Annotated in this window: 15 protein-coding genes; 4 read left to right on the top strand and 11 right to left on the bottom strand. The window is 51.0% G+C overall.

The features are described 5' to 3' along the window. Positions 1–148: 148 nt before the first annotated feature. Entirely contained in the window at positions 149–9,976 is a 9,828-nt protein-coding gene (locus tag FXY30_RS01115) for a prealbumin-like fold domain-containing protein (RefSeq protein WP_147659353.1), read from the bottom strand. 370 nt (positions 9,977–10,346) lie between these two features. On the opposite strand from FXY30_RS01115, the gene FXY30_RS01110 reads away from it, so the two are divergent. Both FXY30_RS01110 and FXY30_RS07630 read left to right on the top strand, forming a co-directional pair. After that, positions 10,347–11,426 (top strand): SPFH domain-containing protein, encoded by a 1,080-nt coding sequence (locus tag FXY30_RS01110; RefSeq protein WP_083428135.1) that lies wholly within the window; start codon positions 10,347–10,349, stop codon positions 11,424–11,426. Next, positions 11,426–11,719, top strand: a complete 294-nt coding sequence (locus FXY30_RS07630; protein ID WP_232009028.1) for a type II toxin-antitoxin system antitoxin — start codon at positions 11,426–11,428, stop codon at positions 11,717–11,719. Before FXY30_RS01110 ends, FXY30_RS07630 begins: the two co-directional genes overlap by 1 nt. 129 nt (positions 11,720–11,848) lie before the next feature. Here FXY30_RS07630 and FXY30_RS01100 read toward each other — a convergent pair whose 3' ends face one another. After that, the gene (locus tag FXY30_RS01100) at positions 11,849–13,114 is read right to left on the bottom strand and encodes a Glu/Leu/Phe/Val family dehydrogenase (RefSeq protein WP_071704984.1); all 1,266 of its coding nucleotides are present in this window, start codon (positions 13,112–13,114) and stop codon (positions 11,849–11,851) included. After that, the gene (murI, locus tag FXY30_RS01095) at positions 13,111–13,920 is read right to left on the bottom strand and encodes a glutamate racemase (protein ID WP_157885017.1); all 810 of its coding nucleotides are present in this window, start codon (positions 13,918–13,920) and stop codon (positions 13,111–13,113) included. The genes FXY30_RS01100 and murI overlap by 4 nt, the downstream gene beginning before the upstream one ends. A 379-nt stretch (positions 13,921–14,299) precedes the next feature. Here murI and FXY30_RS01090 point away from each other — a divergent pair, with 379 nt between their 5' ends. Then, positions 14,300–15,352: a glycosyltransferase family 4 protein gene (locus tag FXY30_RS01090; protein WP_071704983.1), complete on the top strand. Its 1,053-nt coding sequence runs from the start codon at positions 14,300–14,302 to the stop codon at positions 15,350–15,352. A gap of 117 nt (positions 15,353–15,469) precedes the next feature. On the opposite strand, the gene FXY30_RS01085 is transcribed toward FXY30_RS01090, so the two are convergent. From FXY30_RS01085 to FXY30_RS01060, 6 genes are all read right to left on the bottom strand, one after another. After that, on the bottom strand, positions 15,470–16,858 hold the full coding sequence (locus FXY30_RS01085) for a class II fumarate hydratase (RefSeq protein ID WP_071704982.1): 1,389 nt from the start codon (positions 16,856–16,858) through the stop codon (positions 15,470–15,472). An 89-nt stretch (positions 16,859–16,947) separates the two neighbouring features. Next, a complete protein-coding gene (locus FXY30_RS01080; protein ID WP_071704981.1) occupies positions 16,948–17,817 on the bottom strand; it encodes a DegV family protein in 870 nt (289 codons plus the stop codon). Positions 17,818–17,916: 99 nt separating this feature from the next. Further along, positions 17,917–18,864 (bottom strand): NAD(P)/FAD-dependent oxidoreductase, encoded by a 948-nt coding sequence (locus FXY30_RS01075; RefSeq protein WP_197675336.1) that lies wholly within the window; start codon positions 18,862–18,864, stop codon positions 17,917–17,919. Beyond that, positions 18,854–19,162 (bottom strand): thioredoxin family protein, encoded by a 309-nt coding sequence (locus tag FXY30_RS01070; protein ID WP_071704980.1) that lies wholly within the window; start codon positions 19,160–19,162, stop codon positions 18,854–18,856. The genes FXY30_RS01075 and FXY30_RS01070 overlap by 11 nt, the downstream gene beginning before the upstream one ends. After that, on the bottom strand, positions 19,149–19,487 hold the full coding sequence (locus FXY30_RS01065; protein ID WP_071704979.1) for a DUF1622 domain-containing protein: 339 nt from the start codon (positions 19,485–19,487) through the stop codon (positions 19,149–19,151). Before FXY30_RS01065 ends, FXY30_RS01070 begins: the two co-directional genes overlap by 14 nt. Positions 19,488–19,614: 127 nt before the next feature. Further along, the gene (locus tag FXY30_RS01060; RefSeq protein WP_071704978.1) at positions 19,615–20,280 is read right to left on the bottom strand and encodes an HAD family hydrolase; all 666 of its coding nucleotides are present in this window, start codon (positions 20,278–20,280) and stop codon (positions 19,615–19,617) included. Between the two features lie 140 nt (positions 20,281–20,420). Between FXY30_RS01060 and FXY30_RS01055 the strand changes: the two genes are divergently transcribed. Continuing rightward, complete coding sequence (locus tag FXY30_RS01055; protein WP_071704977.1) at positions 20,421–21,875, top strand: nicotinate phosphoribosyltransferase; 1,455 nt, start codon at positions 20,421–20,423, stop codon at positions 21,873–21,875. Positions 21,876–21,955: 80 nt separating this feature from the next. Here FXY30_RS01055 and pta read toward each other — a convergent pair whose 3' ends face one another. Both pta and FXY30_RS01045 read right to left on the bottom strand, forming a co-directional pair. Continuing rightward, positions 21,956–22,933, bottom strand: a complete 978-nt coding sequence (gene pta / locus FXY30_RS01050) for a phosphate acetyltransferase (RefSeq protein ID WP_071706038.1) — start codon at positions 22,931–22,933, stop codon at positions 21,956–21,958. Between the two features lie 121 nt (positions 22,934–23,054). Further along, the gene (locus FXY30_RS01045) at positions 23,055–24,194 is read right to left on the bottom strand and encodes a DUF4446 family protein (RefSeq protein WP_071704976.1); all 1,140 of its coding nucleotides are present in this window, start codon (positions 24,192–24,194) and stop codon (positions 23,055–23,057) included. Positions 24,195–24,200 lie beyond the last annotated feature (6 nt).

Below are 24,200 nucleotides of genomic sequence, written 5' to 3'. Positions count from 1 at the left end.
GTGAATCATTCCCTTGCCTCGGAACGGATCCAATCCTCTAGATCCCGATTCCTCTGCGGAGCAACACCCTGTTTCGCGGTGCCGCCGCCGGAAAGATACCGAGGCGTCTTCGGCTCTGCTGCTCCCTACGGAGGTCCTCCATTCTTAATCAACATAGGAGACCTCCTTCTCTTTTTCTCTTTCTTCGACGATATGCCAGACCCACCAAGGCTGTCAGGCTCAGGGCGAGGCCGCTTATTACGAAGAGTCTCGTTCCGATTCCGCCGGAATCGGGGTACTCCGCCTTGGGATTGCGCAACTCTAACGCCATACTCGTCGGATCGGCATTATACTGCCGTTCCCAAAGAATCGCAGGTTTTGTGGTCAAATCCTGACCGTTGTACAACTGATCCTTATCTCCAGCGTTCTTAATGGCCTTTAAGGTGACCTTCCCCGCTTTTCGGTCAATCGAGAGAGTATAACGGTTAAAGGTGCGAATATAGCCTTCCGGCGCCGTTACCTCGGTCAGAATATACTTACCATCCATCGGATAGGGAAGATCAAACGAGAAGCCGTCGTCCGTTTGCTTCGTCAGATCAATGCTCGCTAACGCGTCGGCCAGCGCCTTTGGCACCTTGTTCGGATTACCTACTGCCGGATCCAGCTGCAATTTCAATATCCTGCTCTTGCCTGTATTATCCGACTTCGGCCAATCCTTATTAATCAACTGGCCATTTCCATCCAGCTTCTTGATCTTCAACTTCATGTCCAGATAGTTGACGATGTGCATCGGACCCGATTTGTCTTCTGGATATTCGAAGCGAATGTAGGGGTGGAACTTTCCCTTGTTCTGCCCGTTGGCATAGAACTGGACCAATTCCGGCATAGAGATGTTCAAGTCGGAGTCGATATGAACCAGCGTCCACCAGTTATCATCGGTTCCCGCCTTCTTGGGCTGTAGATAGCCTTTTGGCGGAGCGGTTTCCGTCAGACGATACCAGCCGGCCTCCAAATCCTTAAACCGGAAATCAATAATGGGTTTTTTGGATAGAGTCGTTCCATCCGCCAGATAATAGCCTTCCGGATGCAGAACAGGTCCTATTAATTGCGCCGCCGAATTCATCTGCGGATTCTTATCATATTTCTGGAGGGTAAACTCCGCGCCGGCAACAAAGTTGGTCGGATCGTCCTCGCTCACCTTGGCAAAACCAAAGCTTGTTTTGGTGAGGCGATTGTACAGCAACGCCCCCGGCTTGATCTCTGTGGGATACGTTGCTGTTTCGGAAGGAATTACAAAGTTATCCTTCCCAATCACTACGCCGGTTTGTCCCGGCGTGATGTTCGAGCCGGTCTTTTTCACAACCAGCCCTTTTTCGCCTCGCTCCACGACGATCGTCCAAGTCGGCAAGTTACCCGTCCCCGAATTCAAGTTCGGCTTCATGGCACCGTTCGGCAGCTTGATCTCCGTCAGCTCATACGTGCCTTCACTGAGTTGGTCAAATGCGAACACATAGCGATCACCCTTTAATTCCCGATAATAACCGTGGCCCGTATAGCTGGCTTTATTGTTGTCCGCGATATTTTTGGGATTGCCGTCCACATACTTGAAGGTAGCCCGTGTTGTCGCATCGTAGCCTAACGCCTCATCCGCCGCAGTTTTGGTCTTGATGAGTCGGAATTCCGCGCCAACGATACTCTTCGTCGACTGGTTTACCTTGCGGAATTCAAAGCTCGTCGGCTGATAGTTCTTAATTCGCACCTTGTCCTTCTCACCATAGTGCACTTCAGCACCAGATGAAGCCGTGGTTCCATTGGCATAGACCACCTGATAATCGCTGTGCCCTGAAGACAAATCGGACTTAAAGCCAAGTGCTCCGGTGTTCGGATCGGCCACCACCTCGAAATACCAAGGTTGCGGTTGCAGATAGCCGTTCGGCACGACAGTTTCGGTCAACCGATAACGCCCCGCCGTCAGGTTTGTAAAGACATAGGTGTTATCTGTTGTCTTCTTCTGCTCAATGTAGTATTCGCCCGTCGGTTTTCCTTTGTCATCAATTTTAGCCAGTAAAAAGCCCGAGGTGTACAGAGCATCGCCGTTGCTCGCTTTTACCTTTTCGAGGTGTAAAGCGATACGCGCCTTTTGATTGCTGATACGGATTTCTCCCGCCGGCGTCTTCGTATAGTCGCCCAAGGGCACCCCGTTAACGGTTGCGCCGGAGCCTTCCCATACCGGCACCAATTCGCCGGTAGTCTTGTTCCAGCTCACCTTGACATTCCACATGTTTTTTGTTCCGGGTGGCAGCTGATAGCCGTCGGGTGCCTTCACTTCTGTAATGACGTACGATCCTTCAGGAAGACCGGAGAAGACCACCCCATTGTCATCACTTTTCACCGTAACGGTGGTATTTCCATTCGCATCCTTGTACGGTATCGGAGACAAAAGCTCTCCGTTGGCGCCCCTCTGGGTAATCCAGCCTGTCAGGGTGAATTCTGCGCCCGGCAGCGTATTCGTCCCCTCTGCGTCGCGCTTCTGGAAGGCGATGTCTGCCGTCTTGGGATAGTTGGTGATCTGTGCTTCGCGAATCGTCTGGTACGGCGCATCCGGACGAGCCGGCGGGGTACGCCCATCGTCAGGTACGGCTACCAGATACTTAGCCGAAGGAATGGCGCCAATCCCTGCAGGAGGAGTGAACTGCGGTCCATCACCCGGCAGGTGGACCTGGAGCTTAACCTTTCCATCGGTATCCTTATACTGAGTGACCTTGATGGTCCAGTGCATGGGCTGGCCATGTTCGTCCACCGGCGGCTGGAAACCATCCGGGGTCTTCAGCTCTTCCAGGACATATTCGCCCGGCGTCAACTCGCGGAAGTAGTAGTCTCCGGGTTCCCCGGTAGCCGCCGCAATGGCATCATATTCCACGTCGTAGTTCTGGTAGTTCTCATAAGCGACCTTTTTCGACATGTCCTTCCAAAGGCGGAACTGAGCCTGGCTCTTCACACGCCCGTACTTATCCACCTTCGTCACGCGCAAAGGAATACGCGAAAGGTCTTCATCCGTGTTAAAGAGTTCCACCGTTCCGGACCCGGTGTCCGGTGCCGGATGATATTTGGCCCCAGCAATAGCAATCGGATCCTCTGTCGGCGTAGGCGTAAGCGAAGCCGTATACATTTCGTGGTAATCTTGGCCCAGGGTGACGTTGGTATCCCGTTTCAAGGTATAGGTGATCGTAAAGTCCTTTCCGGCGGGAAGGGTCAAAGTATTGACCGTGAAACTCTTGTGATCCGCAGCAACCGTCACACCGGTGGCATACGTCGCCGGAGATATCGTCGGCGTGCCGTCCAGAAGGAAACCGTCTTTTACCTGAACCGTATAGATGCCCTTCTCTACCTGCGGCTTTTGGACTGGAGGATCGGGAATGAGATTGACGATTTTACTTAAGAAGGTATCTAGAGCCGGTTCTGTATCGAAGCGGGCCGTGCTCATCGTGTACTTCTGCCAGGTGAGGTGGTTGGCTTGCAGATATTTGGTAAAAAACGAGAACTCGTTACTATCTTGAGCTACGTAATCCATGTGGAGGTACCAGACATCCACCCCTTGGCCAATCAGGCGGGACATAGCGGTATTAAAGCCCTTAATGCCTTCGGAAACCGGCGTTTGATCCGGCGAAAAAGTCCGGTTATCAATATTCACAAAAATATTGATATGATCGGCGTCGGAAGCCCGGCCAAAATGGTTGACACTCAAGTTGTCTTTCAGCGACTCATAGCCGGTTTGTTTCCAGTTGAGTAAAGTATTTTTCTTTTGCCGCGGTTTCACCTTAGTGGTGAAGAAAGCATCAATATCGGTCGCTCCATTAAGCGGAGCGAAGGTCATTGAGCTGCCCATCACCAAATCGGGATCCACATAGGGGATCTTGTCCAACGGCAACCCATCCCCGCTATAACGGTAACCATAGTTCAAGACCGCGATTTCAACGGTGTCCTTCGATGCGGCGGCTTTAGCCTTAAGATTAGTCAAGAATTCCTTAATCTTGGCATCAAAAAGGGCATTATTCTGCTCTTGTTTTTGTGGCGTGGTCCGCCGGTCTAAAGCCAAGATATAGCGGTAGGACTTGGGAACGTAGTTGGTGCCGGTGTTTCCTGTCATCTTGGCCGTAACCGTGTACTTTTCCTCTGTGCCTTGGTCTCGTTTCACCTCGGTATGGTGGTTCTGGACTTTCTGACCTAAGGGCGAGTCTGCTGGTGCTTGCAATTCCACTCCCTGGGCGCCCGTCCCGCCCGGCTGATTTATCACATTGGTCAAATCACAGATCTTGGTCGTTGGATCATACTTCATCCCACCATCGATGCGTCTCCAGGTGGTTGATCCATCCGCCTCCACCGTTACAAGCCAGGTGTTCTCCGTTTTCTTATAACCGGCCGGTGACATGTGCTCCACCAGCTCATATGAACCGGGGTCCAGGTTTTCAAAGACAGCCCAGCCTCTCTCATCATCATTTCCGCCCACAACACCGCCGGCTGATAGCCGTTCCTGATAAATCGGGTAGCCGCCGGCATTCAGTTTCCGTTTGTACTGATTGGCGGCTACAGTCTCCAGATCATACAGACGAATGTGGGCTCGGCCGATACCAACCGTATGCTGCACTTGCCCGGATGTGGGAATACTCTGGCCAACCTTTCGTGCGACAAGACGTCCCTTCTTGGAGTTGTCCGGGAAGTTTTTAATGCCATTTAATTGGTTGTCCGGATCAATCACGGTCGCATTATCCGGATGGGCCACCAACACTTTCAGCTTTCCGGTGTTGGCATCCGTGATGACCTTGAGATTCCAGACGAGCTTAGGAAGATTACCCGCATTCGGATCATTCGGATTAGCACTTGGTGCCGGCCCGTAGTTTTGCGGCGAATTGATCTCTTCCAACACATAGTAGCCGCCGGAATGAAGATCGCTCAGGTCAAAATAGGCGTCTCCGTTGGCATCCGTCTTTAATGCCAAAACCCGAGGTTGGGCGCCGGGCAGAGGGTTGCCATAGTAATTGGTTTCTGTCAGTTTAAACGCAACCGGCTTGCCGCCCTTTCCATTTGTCAATTCGGTCGATGTGAAGAGGGTAAGAGGAGTCTTTTCCCCTTTATACTTACGCAGCTTGATGCTTGTGGTTTCTTGCTTGTTGGTCAGAAGATACGCTGCAAGCACTTGATCCGGCGCAATGACGGTCTCCGTGCCGCTTTTCTTTTCATAGACGGTTGTGACCAATTGACCGTTTTGTTCGGTCACGACCACGCGCCACGTTGTTGTGGTGTTCGGAAGATAGCCGTTTGGCGCTGAGCGTTCGGTTAACGTATACTCACCAATGGTGAGGTCTGTAAAGGTAAAGAAACCCACTTTGGCCGGGTCATGAATCTCTTTATACTTTGTCGCCGGATCGCTTGATCCTTCAACATAATTCGGATTCGAAACCATTCCCGCATCCGAAGTAGCCTGCTTTGAGTAGTTTCCGCCCTTGGTCTGAACCAGTTCAAAAACGGCTCCTTCCAGGCCCTTGTTTGAATCCTTCTCATCCACCTTGCGGAACTTTAAATCCGTCTTCTTCGGCTCGTTAGGGATCACCTGCGTCGAATTCGATGAAAAAGGAATTCCCTCGATTGTAGCCTGTAGCTTAGAATCGGGGCTATTGGGATCCTTTTTAGTGACCGTTACTTGCCAGCTGTTGGGTTGCGGCATTTCGTAGCCTGCTGGTGGAGCAATTTCCGTCAAAGTATAGCCGCCGACCGTATCCGTTAAGCCGATGAAACGGAATTCACCCTTTGTTCCCGCAGACCGCTTGTCATACGTTGGATTCTTGCTGCTTGTACCATCGTTGGAAACGAGTTGGAAGACAGCACCGTCGATCACACGACCCTCAAGGCCTGTCTTTGTAAACGTCAATTCCGCGGTATTGTCGGGGATGTTCTTGACCACAAGGCCCATGTTTTCATCCGCCAGCGCAGCCGCACCACTCGCTCCTATCCCTTTGTTTGGATACACCAAGGGAATCGATCCATCCTTGGCGTAGGGGATTTTTTGGCCGTTAATGAGTAAGCTGTAGATTTCGTTATCAATCACCTTACGGTTCACTTCAACACCGAAATCCGCATCCGTTTTTGCCCAATGAAACTCCTGTTTGAAGTCAATTTCAAAAGGTACTTCGCCAATGGACTGCCGCCCCTGCGGCACAGTGAGCTCTTTGAGAACATACTTTCCCGGTCGTAGATAAAGGGGCTCCCGAACCAGATTCCCATTTTGGTCAACCTGACTGGTCCACGTTTTGCGGAGATTGCCGGAGGCATCATAAATGGCAAAGGTTGCGCCCGCCAAGCCCTTGTTGTCCTGATCCACTTTCGCAAAATCCACGGGCACAGGAACATCGCCGGTAACCAAGGACTGAAACTTATCAAGCTCCGCATGGGTATAAGCACGGATCCGGACGCTGTCTTCTTTATCCTGCGTCCAGTTTCCGTTCTGCATCTTATTCAAGATATTGCTTTCGACTTGATAGGTCGCATGATACACATCTATATAGGTCCGACCATCTTTCGTAACGGTCTTACCCTCGGCGTAATGCCCCGCCGTCGTCGATGGGGAATCTTCCACGCGGGAATCATAGTGCGCATCGCCAAACCAATGATCATGAACCGCTTTAATCAAACCAGTGTCACGATAAAATTCGCCTAGACTATAGTTATCTCTCGAACTATACCAAATGAGATGCTGTACTACCGTATAGTAGAAGAGCGTGTTCATCTGTTTTCCATACTGCTTTTGGTACTCTCTTTTCATCTCTTCCGCATAGAAGAAGATTTTTTTAAGCAAAGTCAGTGCTCCGCTTCGCTCAAACGCGCCAGGGTCAGCAAGAGCGTTCAAGATACTATCCCCTGTTACAACGTTTTGGGTCAGACCCAATCGGCCAAACTGGGACTGGGGGAAGATTTTTGCTTTGTTAAAGCAGAAAGCCAATTCACCGGTCTTGTCAATCTGCATCGAGCTGCCGCCATAGCTGTATATTCCCTTTGGATTATCCGGGGACCAATCATTCACTTTAGCAGCCAAAGCATAATAGTCCGCATTCTTCTCCTGCGGAGTGTATTCGCGGATGCTGCCCGACTTTTGTCCACCGGTGGTGCCCTGTTCATCGTCCCATTTTGACTGGAAGTTAATGCTGATGGCGTTTTCTTCGTAGACAGTACCAGGATCCGCGGCAAAGGTATAGACCAAGAAGGTGCCTGGCAATTGGTTCGTTTTTAGCCAATCACTAATACCCGTGGCGGTCTTATCGGCCAGCTCGTATCGGTCATAGCCGCCCACCGTCACATCGGTCGATTTTTTCGGCACATAGGCGACCACAGATTGCAATGTTCCGTTTGCGGAAACCGAACCGCCTGCCTTCGTAAATTGAGCATCATTGATGGCAGAATCGGACTGATCCTTCAGGCGAAGCAATTCAATCACTTCCCATTTCGGTTGAGAAGAACCACTGTTGGTTCCAACAAATTTTCCCGTAATGGAGCGCGTTTTATCCGCATAGAATCGGCTTTCGTATTCGCGATCACCGACAGCTACCGCCGAAGCAAAACGTGCGTCAACCAAGTTAAACCCTTTATTAAACTTATCTGTTTTATTTAACCCTTGAATCCAAGTGATAACCAGAGGAATTTTTGTCAGTTTTTTGTACGCCTCAATAAATTCCTGCCGTGCTTCCCAGATATAGTTTTTATCCGGCGAAACGCGCAGACCCAGAGTGTACTGGCCATTCTGCGGATTCTGTGGAACGGTTTTGCCGTCTAAGGTTTTTGTGGCCGTATCAAAGGAGGCGCTGACACGAATCCAGCGCTTATTGGACAAAGAAGCCTTATTCTCCGTGGTGTCAAAGAGAGCCATTGTGGCATCCGAGTTGAAAGGCTGTCCTTGCCCTGGAGCTTTCAGGCCCTCCTTGGTCGAGGCAAAGCTCACCTTGAAATCCTTTAGCCCCTGATTCTTAGATGCGTAGAGGCTGTAAGAAAGCTGCGTAAAATTAAGAGTCGCTGCTTGCAGGTCGTCAATATCCAGCTGAATATCCCAGACCATTTTATCTTTCTCAAAGCTGGTGTCCCACTGCGTGCCGCTGACATGCCAAACGTATTGGTGTGTGGCGTATTCGATTTCAATCGGAAATCTCTTGCTGGTAGAACCATGATCCCCCGGTTTAAGCGGTGCACGCTGAGGGGAAGCAAGCAGCCGCTCGGTACTGTTCACTTTTTTCAGTATTGCTTTTTTATCCGCGGCACGTTGTGCGCGCGCATTCGTGCTATTTTTTATCCACTCCGTAAAGGCGGGAAGGCTTAAAGTCTCCTGATCCGCCGCCGTGAAGAGTGCCTTACGCTCCTGTTCCTGAATAGAAAGAGCCTCTGCGGACAAGAAGTTGATTGTTGTATTGTAAGTGCTATCGAGTGCATTCGTAACTTCGGTTGCCTGACTTGCCAAAGAAGCCACAGCATAATCCGTATGTAGGATGCTGTCCTTGGGCTCGGTTTCTTTCCCGTTTTGCGGACTCGTAGCCGCCAAAGGATCCAATCCGTAAAACGCAGTCTGTAGCAACGTCGGCTGTTGATCCGCTTTGACTGCTTGCAACGTATAGTAAATCGTTTTGATTTTTTCTTTGGCCTGTGCATCTGCGTTTTTTTGCAGAGCTGTCTGTAGCTTCGGCACATCCAAAGCAAAACCGGTGTCGGTTGATACTACGAAATCTGCGCCTTCAGCGGGGAAAATTTGTCTTGCTTTTCCATCCTGGATTGTATACAGCGTTAGCGCCGATTGTGCCGGTTTTATGCCCGTCAAGGAAATAACAGCATACCGCGGCACAAAAGACTGCGGTTTTCCATCTTCGCTCTTTGTCGCTTCCTGTTTTTGCTCCTGTGAAGCAGCAATCGCGTTCTTCTCGACAGTCGCCGCAACTACGGTTTCCGGAATGATAAGCCGTCCGTTAAGATTCATATGTAACGTTGCTTGATTTTCTTGAAGCGTATAGGACAAGGGATAACGAGACCGCCATTCGTCGAGAGCACGGCTTTTCTTGATCACAAGTGGCGTCGAAACCGTCTTCTTTTGTTGCTGTGATTGAATCGTGAAGGTGAGTGTTTTCTGTTGTTCGCGATCGGCAGGATGTGCATCATGCCATTCGTCATGATACGTAAAGCCACGGTATACCGGTTCGTTATACTTTAAGCCTGCTGAAAGCTTTTGATCGTCTATGCGAGCCAGCGTTTCGGGATTCAATTCTTCACCAATGAGCCCCTGTCCGCTTAAACCCGTTTCGCTTTGACTTGCTGCTTTTTCGCCATAAGGCGTCAAACGAAAAAGAATGTTGGCACTGGTAAATCCTTGCGCTTCTTTGAAGGCTTCCTCTTGAGGTTGTGCCTCTGTAAACTGGAAAAACAAATCAAAAAGGGCTTGCCCGCTCTGGTCTTTAATTTGCCCCAGAGGGTACTCTTCTTGACCTTTCTTTATATAGTAGTTTTGCGTAAGTTCTTCGGGCAACGTTAACGATACTTCGGTTCCGGCAACGGCCGTTTTGGGAATGCTCCAAGAGAACGAAAGCGCTGTTTCACAAAGAGAACTGCCATCTTTATTTTCGACATAATGAAGAGGCGTTAAGCGAAGATCGTCAATTTGTGGTGTAGCCTCTTCTTTGACATTTTGTGACTGCGCCGATATATCTGAGCTTTGTGGCGTAACGACAGTATTGTTTAAAAAGGGCTGAACAAGGTTGTTTAACAAGGACCGATCGGTTTTATCTGCATCCGATTTTTGTTCCTTTTCGTCTTCTGTCGGCATCAGAGCTGGGCGCACGGCGCCTGTAGATCCCGCTTCATCGGCATAGACAATATTGCCTTCCTCATAAGGAAGTAAACCCGGAACTAATTCTAATACCATCAGAAAGGCTAAGGCCAATGCCATGACCCTCTTGCCTATTGTGCTCTTCATTGTTCCATCCCTTTCCATCGTCGCCTTTTGCTTTTTACGGAACGTAACGGTTGCAGCATGTGTTACACCTATAAATTCAAGACGTTGATACAATGTGCTATTAAACAAGTAGGCTATTCAATGAGTCCATAATATCACTCTCCATATAAATTGCAATTCTTTTTACTTTGATAAAAAAAATATTTTAATATTTGCGATTTTTTTGATTGATCTTAATAAATAATTCGGTTCTTAACCGTCCCGTCCTGCCTCTTTCGTCTCTTTCTTTACCAAAGCCGAACCGAAAAATTATCTATTTCTGTTATATTCCTCTTGTCGTGATGATATTAAAATGATATTATATTGCTACAAAACAGAAAGGACGAAAATCATGAATACGAAAGAAAAAGATCCCCAGACAACCCCCTCCTCACAAGCCACACAAAATCCAAATGCAGAGCGTTTACCACAGCCTCCGCACGATCCGACGATTACGCCGCGTCGTGTAACGCGCAAAGTCAGCGGACTGGTTCCCATTCTTTGCGGCTTGCTGTTCATCGCATCCATCCCTCTCTTTGTGTTTGGCGGCATCCTTCTGGATGCGGAAAAGCCGCAGGGTGGAATCCTGATGATCTTGGCTGTAGCCGACTTGCTCTTTTCGATTCTGCTGATGATCGCCATTAAGAGCGTCAAGCCCAATGAAGCCGCGGTTTTCACGCTGTTCGGCAATTACTACGGCACCATTGACCAGCCGGGGCTGTATTTGCTCAATCCCTTTGTTTCCAGCGTCTCGGATCCCTCCCGAAAGAGTGGGACGGAGAAAAAAAGCAAGGATGGCGCAGAACAGACTATTGACATCGGTATTCCGACCGGCCGTCTGTCCCTCAAGGTAAAGACCTTGAATAATGAACGGCAAAAAGTCAACGATCTGTTGGGCAATCCGGTCATCCTCGAAACGGTGGTGTTTTGGCGCATTGTGGATCCGACGAAAGCCGTCTTTAACGTGGACAACTACTTTGAGTTTCTCTCGACACAGTGCGATTCCGTCGTGCGCAACATCGCACGTCTGTATCCCTACGATAATTTGGAATTTGATGATGTTGCGGACAGTGAAAAGACCTTGATGGGTTCTTCCCAAGTCATTGCGGATGAAATGCAGCGTGCCTTGCAGGAGAAAATGCACGTTGCCGGCATCTTCATTGAAGATGTGCGTATCTCGCATCTTGCCTATGCGGAAGAGATTGCGGCCGCCATGTTGCAGCGCCAGCAAGCCTCCGCTGTCGTCTCGGCGCGCAGCAAGATCGTGGATGGCGCCGTCGGCATGGTGGAAATGGCCCTGGCCCAGTTGGATGAAAAGCATCTCGTTTCTCTGGATGAAGAGCGTAAAGCGCAGATGGTTTCGAATCTGCTCGTCGTCCTCTGTGCTTCCAAAGAGGTCGCTCCCGTCGTGAACAGCGGATCGATCTACTGATGGCGGCCCAAGAGAAACGTCCTGCGCCGGACATGGAGGAACGTGCGCTTGCCGAGCGCGAAAAGCGTTATCTTCGCCGGCTCGCAGAGCTGGAGCAGCGCGAGAAGGCCCTGAAGCAACGTGAAGAGGCGTTAGCCGCCGCGGAGCAGGAAAAAAAGCAGGTTCTTCTGCGCATTCCGCTTTCGCTCTGGCTATCGCTCGCACGATGGGCCGATCAGGATCTGCGCTCCATCAACGGACAAATCGAGTATCTACTGACTCGCGCGGTACGGGAGAAAAACAAAGATCAATGAGAAGAAGCGACGGGCGCGCCCGTCGCTTCTTTATATAAAAAGCCTCTCGATACAAAAAGCCCCTCGGCGAGCACCGAGGGGCTTTGCTTTCTATGATCGGCGTAGGATAACGCCTCCATATGAGAGGGATTAGTACCAACCGCGCAGCTTCATAGCCTTTTCGATCGACTGGATGGCGTACATATAAACGCCTTCACGCGGAGTGACCTTGTATTCATCGCAGATGCCGAAGACGCCTTCGATGGCTTTCATCATGTCCGCTTCCTGCTTCGTTTCGACTTCTTCTTCCGTCCAGTAGTAGCCATACTGGTTCTGTACCCACTCATAGTAGGAAACCAGAACGCCGCCGGAGTTGGTCAGAATGTCCGGAGTCAGCGTGATATTTCTTTCGGCCAATACTTTGTCGCCTTCCGGTGTGGTCGGGCCGTTCGCCGCTTCGCAAATGAGTTTGACGTTCAACTTCTTGGCCAAGTCCGCCGTGATGACGTTCTCAAGAGCTGCCGGAATCAGGATGTCATAGGTTCCTGTCCAGAATTCCTCTTCAGAAATTTGTTTTGCATCGGGGTAACCGATCAGCGTGCCATGCTCTTGTTTGTATGCCCACATCTTGTCGTAGTCGAGGCCATTCTCGTTGTAGAGGGCATAGTTGCCTTCTTTACGATCCCACTCAGCCAAAGCGCAAACTTTTCCGCCCTGACGGTTGATGCTCTTTACCGTGAAGTTACCGACATTGCCGAAGCCCTGTACAGCAATCTTAGCCGTTTTGATGTCCAGGCCGAAGCGCTTCGCCGCTTCACGAACCACGATGGAAACACCAAAGCCCGTCGCTGCGTTACGTCCCAAGGATCCACCGAATTCTACCGGCTTGCCCGTGAAAGTGCCGACATCCATTCTGTCGCCGTTCAATTTAATGTATTCATCCAGGAACCAGCTCATGATCTGGCCATTGGTGTTGACGTCCGGTGCCGGAATATCGATGCGCTCGCCAAGATATTTGTAAAGGCCACGGATATAGCCACGGCAAAGCTGCTCTAATTCTTTCTGGGAAAGTTCTGCCGGATCAACACAGATGCCGCCCTTTGCGCCGCCGTACGGAAGACCGAGTGCGCCGCCCTTGAAGGTCATCCACAGCGACAAGGCTTTTACTTCATCCACGTTAACGTTCGGATGGAAACGGACGCCGCCCTTGCAGGGGCCGACGGCCGAGTTATGCGCCGAGCGCCAGCCTTTGAAGGTCTTCAATGTGCCATCGTCCATTTTTACCGGAATTGTGATTTCGATCACGCGCTGGGGCTCTTTCAGCAGTTCGTAAACTGCCGGATCCGCGCCCAACTTCTCACATGCGGCTTTGACTTTTTCTTGTGCAGCTACCAGTGGATTTAATGTATCTGTCATTTCATCCCTCCCATAGACTCAACATTCAATTGCTTGAAGTTGACCTGTCGACCGGACAAATCCAAAAAGCGTTCGGCGACTTGTTGAAACGCGGCAACGTCACCGGTTGCCAAAAACTCGATACTCCCCTCTTCTGTGGATGCCTTTGGAACAACGCGCAGAATTTCATTCAGCGTAGGTTCCGCAGGATCAACAAGAGTGACGCCGCTTCCCTCCGGAAAAAATTTCCGGAAAATCGGGAGCGCTAGGGGAAGATGCGTACAGCCGAGAATCAGCGTGTCATACGGAAAAGAAGCAATCTGATCCAAATACTGACCAATGAGTTTCTCCGCTGTTTCATCATCAAAATGCCCATGCTCAATGGCCACCACCAAATCCGAAGTTTCACAGCTGATCACTTCCACGGAAGGATCCATGTCTTCCAAGGCCTTTTGGTAGCTGCCACTAAGCACTGTAGCCCGGGTTGCCAGTAGCGCGATTTTTTTGGTTCGTGAAGCCTGAACCGCATAGCGACATGCCGGGTCAATCACGCCGATGACCGGGAAAGAGAACGTTTCCTTAGCATGTTGCAAGGCAAAAACCGTCGCTGTGTTACAAGCAATCACGGCAGCAACGGGATTCTGTTTTTCCAATTCGTGAAGGCACTGGATGGTGAACGCCTCCACTTCCTGCGGAGTCCGCAATCCATATGGCATACGCTTGGTATCCCCAATGTATGTCATGGGCCTATGCACGGTTTCCATGGCGCGACGCAACACGGAGAAGCCGCCTACGCCGCTATCAAAAAAACCAATGGGTCGTTTCATATTCATCCTGTCTACATGACAAATGGAGGCCGCTTTCAAAATCCGCTACTCCCCCATCTACTCTTCTATACTTTAGGATGAAGGAAAAACGCTTTCTTGTCAAGCCCTCCATCCTTCCCGACATCGGGTAATCCGTCTATTCTTCTGTCTTGATCAAACCATAAAACTTATTTGTCAAAAGAACGTCTAACGACGTCTTTTTTGACCACGCATAGCGTACTCTGTTCTCCTCCTGTCGTCAAGCAGGGATGCTCTGTTCGTTTTCTTCACAATTTGACCATGCCGAACGCCTATGCTGAAGAAAATATCCCACACGAGCCGACGAGGGACGAGCTTCCTCCCCTCTGTCGTTTCCCGGTTATCCCGAGAAGGAGGAAACATGCTCACCATCAACATGGTCACCCCCGGTAACAACGTCGCAGGGCAAGGCGTCGGGTCCGCAACCAATGAACTGATTCATCTCTTAGAAACCCGTGCGCATGATGACTTGCGCATTCAACGCAATACGGCAAAAAAGGCCGATATCACCCATGTACACACGGTGCATCCTTTGAGTTACGCCCAGATGCTTGCCTCCAAAACGCCCGTCGTCATGCACGTGCATTTTCTGCCGGATACGCTGGAAGGCAGCATCCAGATTACGCCGCCCTTCGATAAGCTCTTTAGCAGCTATGTTATGCAAATGTATAAAAGCGCTGACGAGCTCGTGGTCGTCAATCCCTACTTTATCGACGCCCTGGAAGAATATGGGCTGTCTCGTGAAGTCATCACCTACATGCCCAATGTGGTGGATTCCTCGGCTTTTCGTCCGGCGCGCGGTGAGCATCCGCTCATCTATGATCGTTACGGCATTGATGCAGAAGCCTTTAACGTGATTTCGGTTGGTCAGGTTCAGACGCGAAAGGGCGTTGCCGATTTTCTGGATGTGGCCGAACGCTGCCCCACGCTGCAGTTTTATTGGGCCGGTGGCTTTTCCTTCGGCGCCTTTACGGACGGCTATAAAGATTTAAAGGGCCGCATGGAAAATCCCCCGGAAAATGTCCATTTTCTGGACATTGTTCCGCGGGATGAGATGAATGCGCTCTATAACGCGATGAATGTGCTGTTTATGCCCTCGTATGCCGAGCTCTTTCCGATGGCGGTCATGGAGGCCGTGCATGCCGGTCTGCCCATTGTGCTGCGCGATTTGGATCTCTATCGTGTCATTTATTTTACGGATTACCTGCGCGCGAACGACAACGCCTCCTTTGCCGATCTTCTGCTTCACTTGTCAACGGATCCTGCCTTCTACGCCGATGCGCAGCGTTCCTCTGCAAAAATTGCGCAGGATTATTCGGAACCTTCCATTGCGGAAAAATGGGTGGACTATTATCACCGCATTTATGAGAAATACGATGGAAAACGCGGCAAGACTTTTTTTGAAAGCAAATAGAAAGTTTATAGAGCCCGACACCGGGCGCGAACGGCTTTCCCTACTAACGAGTAAACGCCACGGCAAATCGGCCGTGGCGTTTTTTCCATATTATATGGCGTTCGATGACACGCTACCCTACACCATTTTGGCCGGATCCACAAGGCGGTCATACTCCTCGCTCGTCACCAAGCCGCTTTCCAGTGCCGCTTCCTTTAGCGTCATTCCGCGCTCATGGGCGGTATGAGCAATGGTCGAAGCTGCGTCGTAACCGATGTGCGGCGCAAGAGCCGTCACCAGCATCAGCGACTGCGTAAGAAGATGCGTCATCTGCGTCGCATCTGCCTCAAGGCCCTCCACCAGGAATTGACGGAAACAATCCATGCCGCCGGCCAGCAGGCGTGTCGACGTCAGCACATTATGAATGATCAGCGGCATGTAGGTGTTCAGCTGCATCTGTCCGGAAGCTGCCGCCATGCCCACCGCCACATCATTGCCCATGACCTGCAAAGCGATCATCGTCAGCGACTCGACCTGGGTCGGATTCACTTTTCCGGGCATGATCGAGCTTCCCGGCTCATTGGCCGGAATGCGATATTCCCCGATGCCGCAACGCGGCCCGCAGGATAAAAAGCGAATATCGTTGGCAATCTTATTCAAATCCGCCGCCAGCGCTTTGAGGGCGCCATGGAAACGGTGTAGCGGCGACTTCATGGAAAGCCCGTAAAACTTGTTCTGCAGCGGCGTAAATTCCAGGTCCAGCTGTGACGACAGGGCCTTGCACATCGCTTGATCATATCCTTTCGGTGCATTCAACCCGGTACCGACGGCCGTTCCGCCGAGCGGAAGCGCGCCCAGTTCCTCTGCGGCTTTGCGAATGGCTTTTTCATTTTCTTCCAGCGCCACCCGCCAGGCGGAAATCTCCTGCGCCGCCGTTAACGGCGTGGCATCCTGCAAGTGCGTGCGTCCCGTTTTAATGACCGCGCAAAGCTCCTCTTCTTTTCGGCGAAAGGCGTCGATTAACGCATCCAGCGCAGGCAACAACCGCCGCTCTGCCAGTTCCCGTGCGGCGATGTGCATGGCGCTCGGAAACACGTCATTGGAGCTCTGGGAACGATTCACATGATCATTGGGATGCAGAAGGTTTTCCCCCGCCAAAGCGTTCCCCCTATGGGCAATCACTTCGTTCACATTCATATTGGTTTGTGTGCCGCTTCCGGTTTGCCAGATGGAAAGTGGAAAATGCGTGTCCAAGGTTCCCTGTAGAATTTCGTCACAAACTCTTTCAATCAGTGCGGAACGCCGTTCATCCAGCACGCCGAGCATTACGTTGACCTCGGCTGCCGCTTTTTTAATGCGCGCCAACGCGTAAATGACTTCCAACGGCATGGTTCCCCCATCGGTCGGGAAATGGTGCCGGCTTCTTTCCGTCTGTGCGCCCCAATACGCCGTTTCCGGCACCGGAACTTCGCCCAGTGCGTCCTTTTCCATACGCATTTGGCTCGTCGGAACAAATTTTTCCTGCATAGCGTCTCCTTTTTCCCTGTTGTGCTTATCGCGTTTATTACGTTTATTGCGCCTGTTGCACTTGTTGCGCTTTCCTCTTCCGGATTTTCTTACTCGCGCGTTCTATTTCCCAATTCGTCATCCGGATCGGCAAAAAAAGCCACGGCAAGCGCTCCGGGGCCGGCATGGGTGCCGATAGTGGGGCCGATGGGAAAAATATTCTCTTCCGAAACGGCAAGCTCGGGATATTGCCGCATAAATTCCTTCGGGTAGCGATCGCTGTGTCCGGTATAGCCGAAGAGCACGCTATCCCGCTCAATTCCCGCTTTTTCGCGCAAAATTTTGGCCAGTTCCATCCATCCCTTTTGCTTTCCCCGTGCGCGTTTATACAGTTCAAACGTATTGTTGTAAATGTAGATAATCGCCTTCACGGAAAAGAGATTTGCCATAAAGTTCATCGCCGGCGAAATGCGTCCGCCACGCTTCAGGTATTCCAATTGATCCATGTAACCAAAGAAATAAAGATGGCGTATTTTGTCGCGAATCGCCTCTACCGCTTCCTCCAGTGAGGAAGCTTCCCGGGCAATTTGAATTGCCGTGCGCGCCAAAAGGCGCTCCGCCACCGAAATGGTCTCGGAATCTATGACGGCGATTCTGCCGTCATACTCGTCGGCGATCAATTTTGCCGTTTGATACGTCCCCGAGAGAGAGCTTCCCATGGTGAGCAGAATGCCGTAATCTCCGGCATCCACAACGGTTTGAAAGGCTTCCATCAGATGCTGTGGCGAAGGCTGGCTGCTCACGGGGTTCTCTCCCCGCTCGATCAACCGGTTATAGAATTCTTCTTTGGTCAAATTGACGCCGTCAAGATAAGCGTCTTCCTCGAAGGCGACGCCCATGGGCACGAAAAGCATTCCTTCGCGCTCTGCTTCTTCTTTTGTGTAGTCACTGGCGGAATCTATAATAATTCGGATGGCCATTGGTTTCCTTTCCCTCTTCGCTCGGTTCCTTTTCAAACGGTGCAAAGCTCTTTTTCGATTTCATCCGTCCCGGATCAATTCCGGAGGCGGTGAAGCAGTCTATTTTACGCTTGCCGAACGCATGGTGGCATAGCGTGCCGCCGCAAGCCCGGCAATCTGCCCACGTCCACAGGCTACGTTAATCTGATACGGCGTTCCGACGAGATCCCCTGCGGCAAAAATCCCCGGAAGGTTGGTTGCCATATTCCGATCGACCGCGACGTGTCGCCCCTCCAGGGCAATGCCCGGCACCAGCGCATCCGCCGCCCGTGCATCGCGCAGGAGGAAAAATCCGTCCGCTTCCAACACCTCTTCTTCCAGACGCAGCGCACGGGCGCGATCGTCGCCCAGGATTTCCAGCGGTTTCTGTCGAATTTCCTGAACGCCTTTCGCAAGGGAGTATTCCCGCCCGGTACAATTGACAAATACGACGGAGGACGCCATTTCGGCAATGAAGTTCACCTCCGTTATCGCTTCTTCATTATAGCCAACGACCACAACGGGGCGATCCTTATAGAGTGCCGCATCGCACGTCGCGCAGTATCCGACGCCCTTTCCCAGGAATTTTTCTTCCCCCGGAAGCGGTGTGCCAAAGTTGACCCCGGTTGCCAGGATCACGCTTCTGGCCCGAATAATTTCGTTTTCAGCAAGAAGCAACCCGATGGCTTCCCCCATGTCATAGATGATCTGCACATTTTCCTGACGACGGACAATGTCGGGATATTGCCGAACATGCGCTAAAAATTTATCCAGCAGCGTTTCTCCCGATTCTCCGGGAAGGCCCAAATAATTTTCGACCGATTCCGTCTGCAACAGACGTTCGCTACGCGAGGCGCCAAAGAGCACGACGGACTTTTGTCGAATGGCCGCATTCAGTGCAGCGGAAAGGCCGGCAGGGCCGCTTCCGACCACGGCAACATCGTATAGAGCCTGCTCGGGTGATCCCGCGCGCTCGTTGTTCGTTTTCGATACAGGAACGCCCATCGATGCCGACAAATCAGTTTTCATAGTAGGCCAATTTATCCAGAATCGTCTGCTTCGGTGTCAGCCCGACCAGCTGTTCCTTCTTTTCTCCGTCCTTAAAAAACACCATCGTCGGGACGCCGGAAACGCGATATTCCATAGCCAACGGACCTTCTTCATCCACATCGACCGTATATACCGTATGGCCAGCGGCACTGATTTCTTCCAGAACGGGAGCCAGCATCTGGCAAGGACCGCACCACGTTGCGGTAAAGTCCACCAGGCATACACCCTTTCTCTCTAAAACGAGGGTGCGAAATTCTTGCGCATCAATTTTTTTCATTCTGATCTCCTTCTTTCTTTTCCAAGCGGCGACGTCGTAATACATAACTTAAGAACACGCGCAGTGCGATAAGCATCGACAACAAGAGCATGTCCTTGAGTTGAAAGGCCACCATGGTTTTTAACACTTCCGCCGCCATTAAAAACTCCAGCGCTGCCGCTACGCCGTCGGGCAGCGTCTCGTGATCGTGAAACTTACGGATGTTGCAGCGATCGACGACAATCACCTCATAGAGGCAACGCACCAGCGAAGTAGCAATTACCACATACGCTATTAATTCTACACCGAAAACGGTGTACTCCAGCAAAGGATGAAACCAGCTCATCGTGACTCCTCTCTTGTTCCGGTGTTATGGTGCTCTTCTTTTTCGAATTCCGGCAAATGTTTAGAATTCCAGCAAAGCGCACGCCGCAAAGGTTTAGGATTCCAGCAAAGCACACGCCGGAAAATGTTCAGGATTCCAACAAAGCGCGCTCCAATGCCTCCGGTGTGGCAATAAATGACGTTGCCGTCGTCGTTTGTCGCAGTTCCTCTTCGGTACGAAAACCGTAAGAAAGCAGAAGCATGTCCAAGCCCGCCGCCTGTGCCATTTTCCAATCCACTTCACTATCGCCAACATAAAGAACGTCCGTAACCTGTTTTCCACTTTCCTTCAGCATGGCATATACCCCTGCCGGATCCGGTTTCCTCGGCGTGTCTTCCCGATAGCCGCGAAGGCAATCGAAACGATCTCCGAAGAAATGCTTCACCACCTCGTGTACAATCGCATCCGGCTTATTGGAGTAGACCCATATCTGTTTTCCCTGTTTTTTTAAGGCGTCCAACAGCGCCTCTGTACCCGGATAGGGTGTCGTACCTTCAATGGGATGCGCCAGATAATCGGCATTATAGGCGTCCAGAAAGTGTTCGGTTTGTTCATAGGTCCATCCGCTTGCGCCGCTTTCTTGCGTTGCATGCTCCACCAAATAGCGAGAGCTGTTGCCGACGAGTTCCCGCACGCGCTCTAAAGAGATCTCTCGCAAGCCGAAACGTTGCAGCGTGCGATTCATGGCCGCCGTAATGGAAGGCAGTGTATAGAGCAACGTGCCGTCCAAATCGAACAGGATGACAGTTTTCAAGGTTTTCCTCCCAATTCTTCTTTGTGTGCTCTTATTATTATACCGAATCTACAACAAATTAGAATGCGAGCAAATGTGCTAAAATGAGAGGCAAACAAAGGCGGAACCGCTTTCCGCTCGGTAGTGCTCAGGAGGAAACCATGAAACGCTCGCAAGAAAATTTGGCCATGCTTTTCGATTTTTATGAAATGACCATGGCGAATGGCTATTTTGAACGCGGTTTAAAGGATACGATCGGCTACTTTGACCTGTATTATCGCGAAAATCCGGATCAGGCGGGGTTTGCCGTTTTTTCCGGTCTGGAATCCGTTATCGAGTATCTGCGAAATTTACATTTTCGCGAAGAGGATATCGCCTTTTTGCGTAGCAAAAATATTTTCAGCGACGCCTTTTTAGATTACCTGAAAGACATGCGTTTTTCCTGTGATGTATGGAGTGTGCCGGACGGCAGTGTGGTCTTTCCCAACGAACCGCTGATCACCGTGCGCGGTCCCATGATCCAAACCAGCCTCATTGAGACGATGCTGCTGTTGCTGGTTAATCATCAGTCGCTGATTGCGACGAAAGCGAGTCGTATCGTGCGGGCGGCCAACGGTCGTCCCGTCATGGAGTTCGGATCCCGTCGTGCGCAAGGTCCGGATGCCGCGACGCTCGGTGCTCGTGCCGCCTATATTGCCGGCTGCGTGGGAACCGCCGACACGCTTTCCGACCAGCGCTTCGGCGTTCCGGCGCTGGGTACCATGGCGCATTCCTGGGTGCAGCTCTTCCCTTCGGAATATGAAGCCTTCAAGGCCTATGCGGAAATTTATCCCACCAATGCCACCCTTTTAGTGGACACCTATGACACCCTTTCCAGCGGCGTTCCCAATGCCATTCGTGTTTTCGATGAAGTCCTGAAACCGAAGGGACTCTCCGGCGGCATCCGCTTGGATTCCGGCGATATCGCCTATCTCAGCAAGAAGGCGCGCATTATGCTGGATGAATCCGGTCATCCGGAGGCGAAAATCGTCGCCTCCAACTCGTTAGATGAATATCGTATTGAGGATATTTTGGCACAGGGCGCGAAAATTGACAGCTTCGGCGTCGGTGAAAATCTCATTACCTCGAAATCGGCGCCGGTGTTCGGTGGGGTCTATAAATTGGTCGGCATGGAAAAGGACGGCATATTTGAGCCGCGCATCAAAATTTCCGAAAACGTGGAAAAAATCACCACGCCGGGCTTCAAAACCATTCACCGTCTTTACGATAAGGCGACCGGCAAGGCTCTGGCCGACGTCATCACGATGAAGGAAGAGAAAATTGACGATCAAAAGCCCTATGAGCTCTTCCATCCCGTCTATACCTGGAAGCGAATGACGTTGGAGAGCTTTGTAGCGCGTGAGATGAAAGAACGCATCTTCTCGGATGGCCGGTTGGTGTACGATCTGCCAACACTGGAAGAGCGCCGTGACTACTGTGCAAAGGAACTGGACACACTTTGGGAAGAATACAAGCGTTTTGATAATCCGCACGAATACAAGGTCGACCTTTCCCTGGCCGTCTGGGATATGAAGCACGATCTTCTCGCACGCACCCAGCAGCGCATCCGCCCGTAAGGAGCATTTTCAGGTAATACGAATAGAAAGAGGCACCTCCCGTGGGAGGTGCCTCTTTTCGTTTCCCTTATGCGACTAAATCAATACATCGCCTGAAAAGCTGTAATAATGCCGATCTCATATGCATCCTGCTCGGAGCAGCCGCGAGAAAGGTCGTTTACCGGACGCGCCATGCCTTGCAGCAGTGGGCCCAGCGCCGTATAGTTTCCTAAACGTTGCGCAATTTTATAGCCAATATTGCCCGACTGCAGATCCGGGAAGATGAAGACGCGTGCTTTGCCGGCGACTGTAGAGCCCGGCGCTTTTTTCTTCGCTACAGTTTCATTCCAAGCAGCATCCAACTGCATTTCCCCGTCGACATTCAGATCCGGATACTTTTTTTTGGCAACGGCTGTGGCGTTGGCCATTCTTTCCTGTTCCGGCGAACTGGCGGAACCATATGTGGAGAAGGAAAGCATCGCCACATTCGGTTCAATATTGAAGAGCTTTGCTGTCTGCGCCGTTTGATACGCAATATCCGCCAGCTCTTCTTCCGACGGCGAAATGTTTACCGCCGAATCCGCAAAGAGCAGACGCTCTTTCTCGTCAGGAGAGATCATAATGAAACAGCCGCTAACCAGTTTGGCATCCGGCTTCGTTTTGATGATTTGCAGTGCCGGACGAATGGTGTCGCCTGTCGGGCCATCCGCACCGGATACCAGGCCATCCGCCTTGCCCATGTAAACGAGCATCGTGCCGAAATAGTTGCGATCCTTCAGCATGCTATGTGCTTTCGTCTCATCGATTTTTCCTTTTCGGCGTTCTAAAAGCTGCGCCAGCATTTCATCGTAGTGGTCATAGTTTAGATAATCAATGAATTCCAAGCCCTCTAACGAAACGCCCTCTTGTTTAGCAAGCTCCTCTACTCTCTCGCGTCTACCTAAGAGAATCGGATGGATAATGCCGTCTTTCGCATGACGCACCGCCGCATGCAGAATCCGTGCATCCGTTCCTTCCGGGTAGACAATGCGGATGTTTTTCCCCTTTATCGCTTGTGCTGCTTCCTGAACAATAGTCATAGCCTCTCCTTTTTTCTTTCCCGTAACCTGCTTCTTCCCGTGGCCTGCTTCGTTTGCGCGAAACACGCACTTCTCGTTTCTTTTGTTCTTTTCCTTTTTACCCTAAACAAAGCATTGTTGATCAACGCTTCATAGCTTCATCTAATGCGTGCTCCTCTTCCGGAGACAATTTTTGCACCGGTTCGCCCGACCGGACCTCTTTTGCAAAGGTGATGGTGTTTTCGCGAGAATAGATGGTCGTCAAGATCAAACCGTTGCGGTATTCATCCAATAAAACCGCAGAAAAGCTGCTTTCACCGGCCACGTCTGCAAAGGCATTATAGCGATGCACATAGATCTTTTGAATTGCCATGGCCAACTGCTCACGCAGCCGTAGTGATTCGCTTTTCACTTTTTGTGTTGTTTCTTTTTCAAAGTTTGACACGCGCTCATTCGTTTCCTGTTGCAGCGTATCGACTCGATGATGCAGATCCTTTTCCATCTGCTCCGCCCGCGCATTGGTATTTTGCTCCAAAGTCTTAAGCCATTGCTCCGTCTCGGCTCGACCGGCAGCGAAGGTTTCCTGCGCTTTCTGTTCCATGTTTTGGAAGCGGTTCTGCGTAATCGTCTGTAATCCTGCGATACGCTCTACCAATCCTCCCTCGAGCTGGCGAAAACGTCCATTGGCGTCCGTTTCCATGTTCAAGAGACGCGAATCTATTTCCTCTTTCCATGCAGCGGCATTTTTCTCGATGCTATCGAAACGCACAAACGCATCTTCTTCATTTTTCTTCACCTGGCGTACGGTCGCCTGCGAAAACTCATTGAGCTGTGCACGAAGAGCACTCGCTTCCCGAATAATGGACTCCGCGCTTTCTTTTTCCACCGCGTTCATGCGCTCTTTCACTTCGCTATCGACGCGATTAATCGTCTGCATCACACTGGATGTGCTTTGACGCATCTCCTCCGTAAGCTGCCGTGAAATGGTCGCAAATCGTTCATCGACATGAGCAGTCTGATCCGCATCCGTACGCGCGATCCATTGTTCGATGTGATAGATCTTTTGTTCCGCTTTCGCGCGCTCTTCCTTGGATGCATCCAGCTCACCGGACAAGCTGAGAAGAAGCTCTTCCATGTTTATATCCGATCGTCCGCGAAGTAAAAGATCATAACGACGGCGCATGCGATTCAGTTTGTTGTTCGTGTTGCCGGCGATGTAAAAGCAGCCGATCATCAACACGAATACAACAAACAAGAGCGCCGGCATAAGAAAATTTGGCATAATCTT

The organism is Murdochiella vaginalis, from assembly GCF_902381775.1.
Taxonomy (GTDB): domain Bacteria; phylum Bacillota; class Clostridia; order Tissierellales; family Peptoniphilaceae; genus Murdochiella; species Murdochiella vaginalis.
Note: the sequence above shows the minus strand (reverse complement) of the source record. Positions and strands in the feature narration are given on the sequence as shown.

What these genes read in the sequence shown, in the direction of transcription:
- FXY30_RS01115 (WP_147659353.1), bottom strand. Translation starts at nt 9,976, where the DNA reads ATGAAGAGCACAATAGGCAAGAGGGTCATGGCATTGGCCTTAGCCTTT.
- FXY30_RS01110 (WP_083428135.1), top strand. Translation starts at nt 10,347, where the DNA reads ATGAATACGAAAGAAAAAGATCCCCAGACAACCCCCTCCTCACAAGCC.
- FXY30_RS07630 (WP_232009028.1), top strand. Translation starts at nt 11,426, where the DNA reads ATGGCGGCCCAAGAGAAACGTCCTGCGCCGGACATGGAGGAACGTGCG.
- FXY30_RS01100 (WP_071704984.1), bottom strand. Translation starts at nt 13,114, where the DNA reads ATGACAGATACATTAAATCCACTGGTAGCTGCACAAGAAAAAGTCAAA.
- murI (WP_157885017.1), bottom strand. Translation starts at nt 13,920, where the DNA reads ATGAAACGACCCATTGGTTTTTTTGATAGCGGCGTAGGCGGCTTCTCC.
- FXY30_RS01090 (WP_071704983.1), top strand. Translation starts at nt 14,300, where the DNA reads ATGCTCACCATCAACATGGTCACCCCCGGTAACAACGTCGCAGGGCAA.
- FXY30_RS01085 (WP_071704982.1), bottom strand. Translation starts at nt 16,858, where the DNA reads ATGCAGGAAAAATTTGTTCCGACGAGCCAAATGCGTATGGAAAAGGAC.
- FXY30_RS01080 (WP_071704981.1), bottom strand. Translation starts at nt 17,817, where the DNA reads ATGGCCATCCGAATTATTATAGATTCCGCCAGTGACTACACAAAAGAA.
- FXY30_RS01075 (WP_197675336.1), bottom strand. Translation starts at nt 18,864, where the DNA reads ATGAAAACTGATTTGTCGGCATCGATGGGCGTTCCTGTATCGAAAACG.
- FXY30_RS01070 (WP_071704980.1), bottom strand. Translation starts at nt 19,162, where the DNA reads ATGAAAAAAATTGATGCGCAAGAATTTCGCACCCTCGTTTTAGAGAGA.
- FXY30_RS01065 (WP_071704979.1), bottom strand. Translation starts at nt 19,487, where the DNA reads ATGAGCTGGTTTCATCCTTTGCTGGAGTACACCGTTTTCGGTGTAGAA.
- FXY30_RS01055 (WP_071704977.1), top strand. Translation starts at nt 20,421, where the DNA reads ATGAAACGCTCGCAAGAAAATTTGGCCATGCTTTTCGATTTTTATGAA.
- pta (WP_071706038.1), bottom strand. Translation starts at nt 22,933, where the DNA reads ATGACTATTGTTCAGGAAGCAGCACAAGCGATAAAGGGGAAAAACATC.
- FXY30_RS01045 (WP_071704976.1), bottom strand. Translation starts at nt 24,194, where the DNA reads ATGCCAAATTTTCTTATGCCGGCGCTCTTGTTTGTTGTATTCGTGTTG.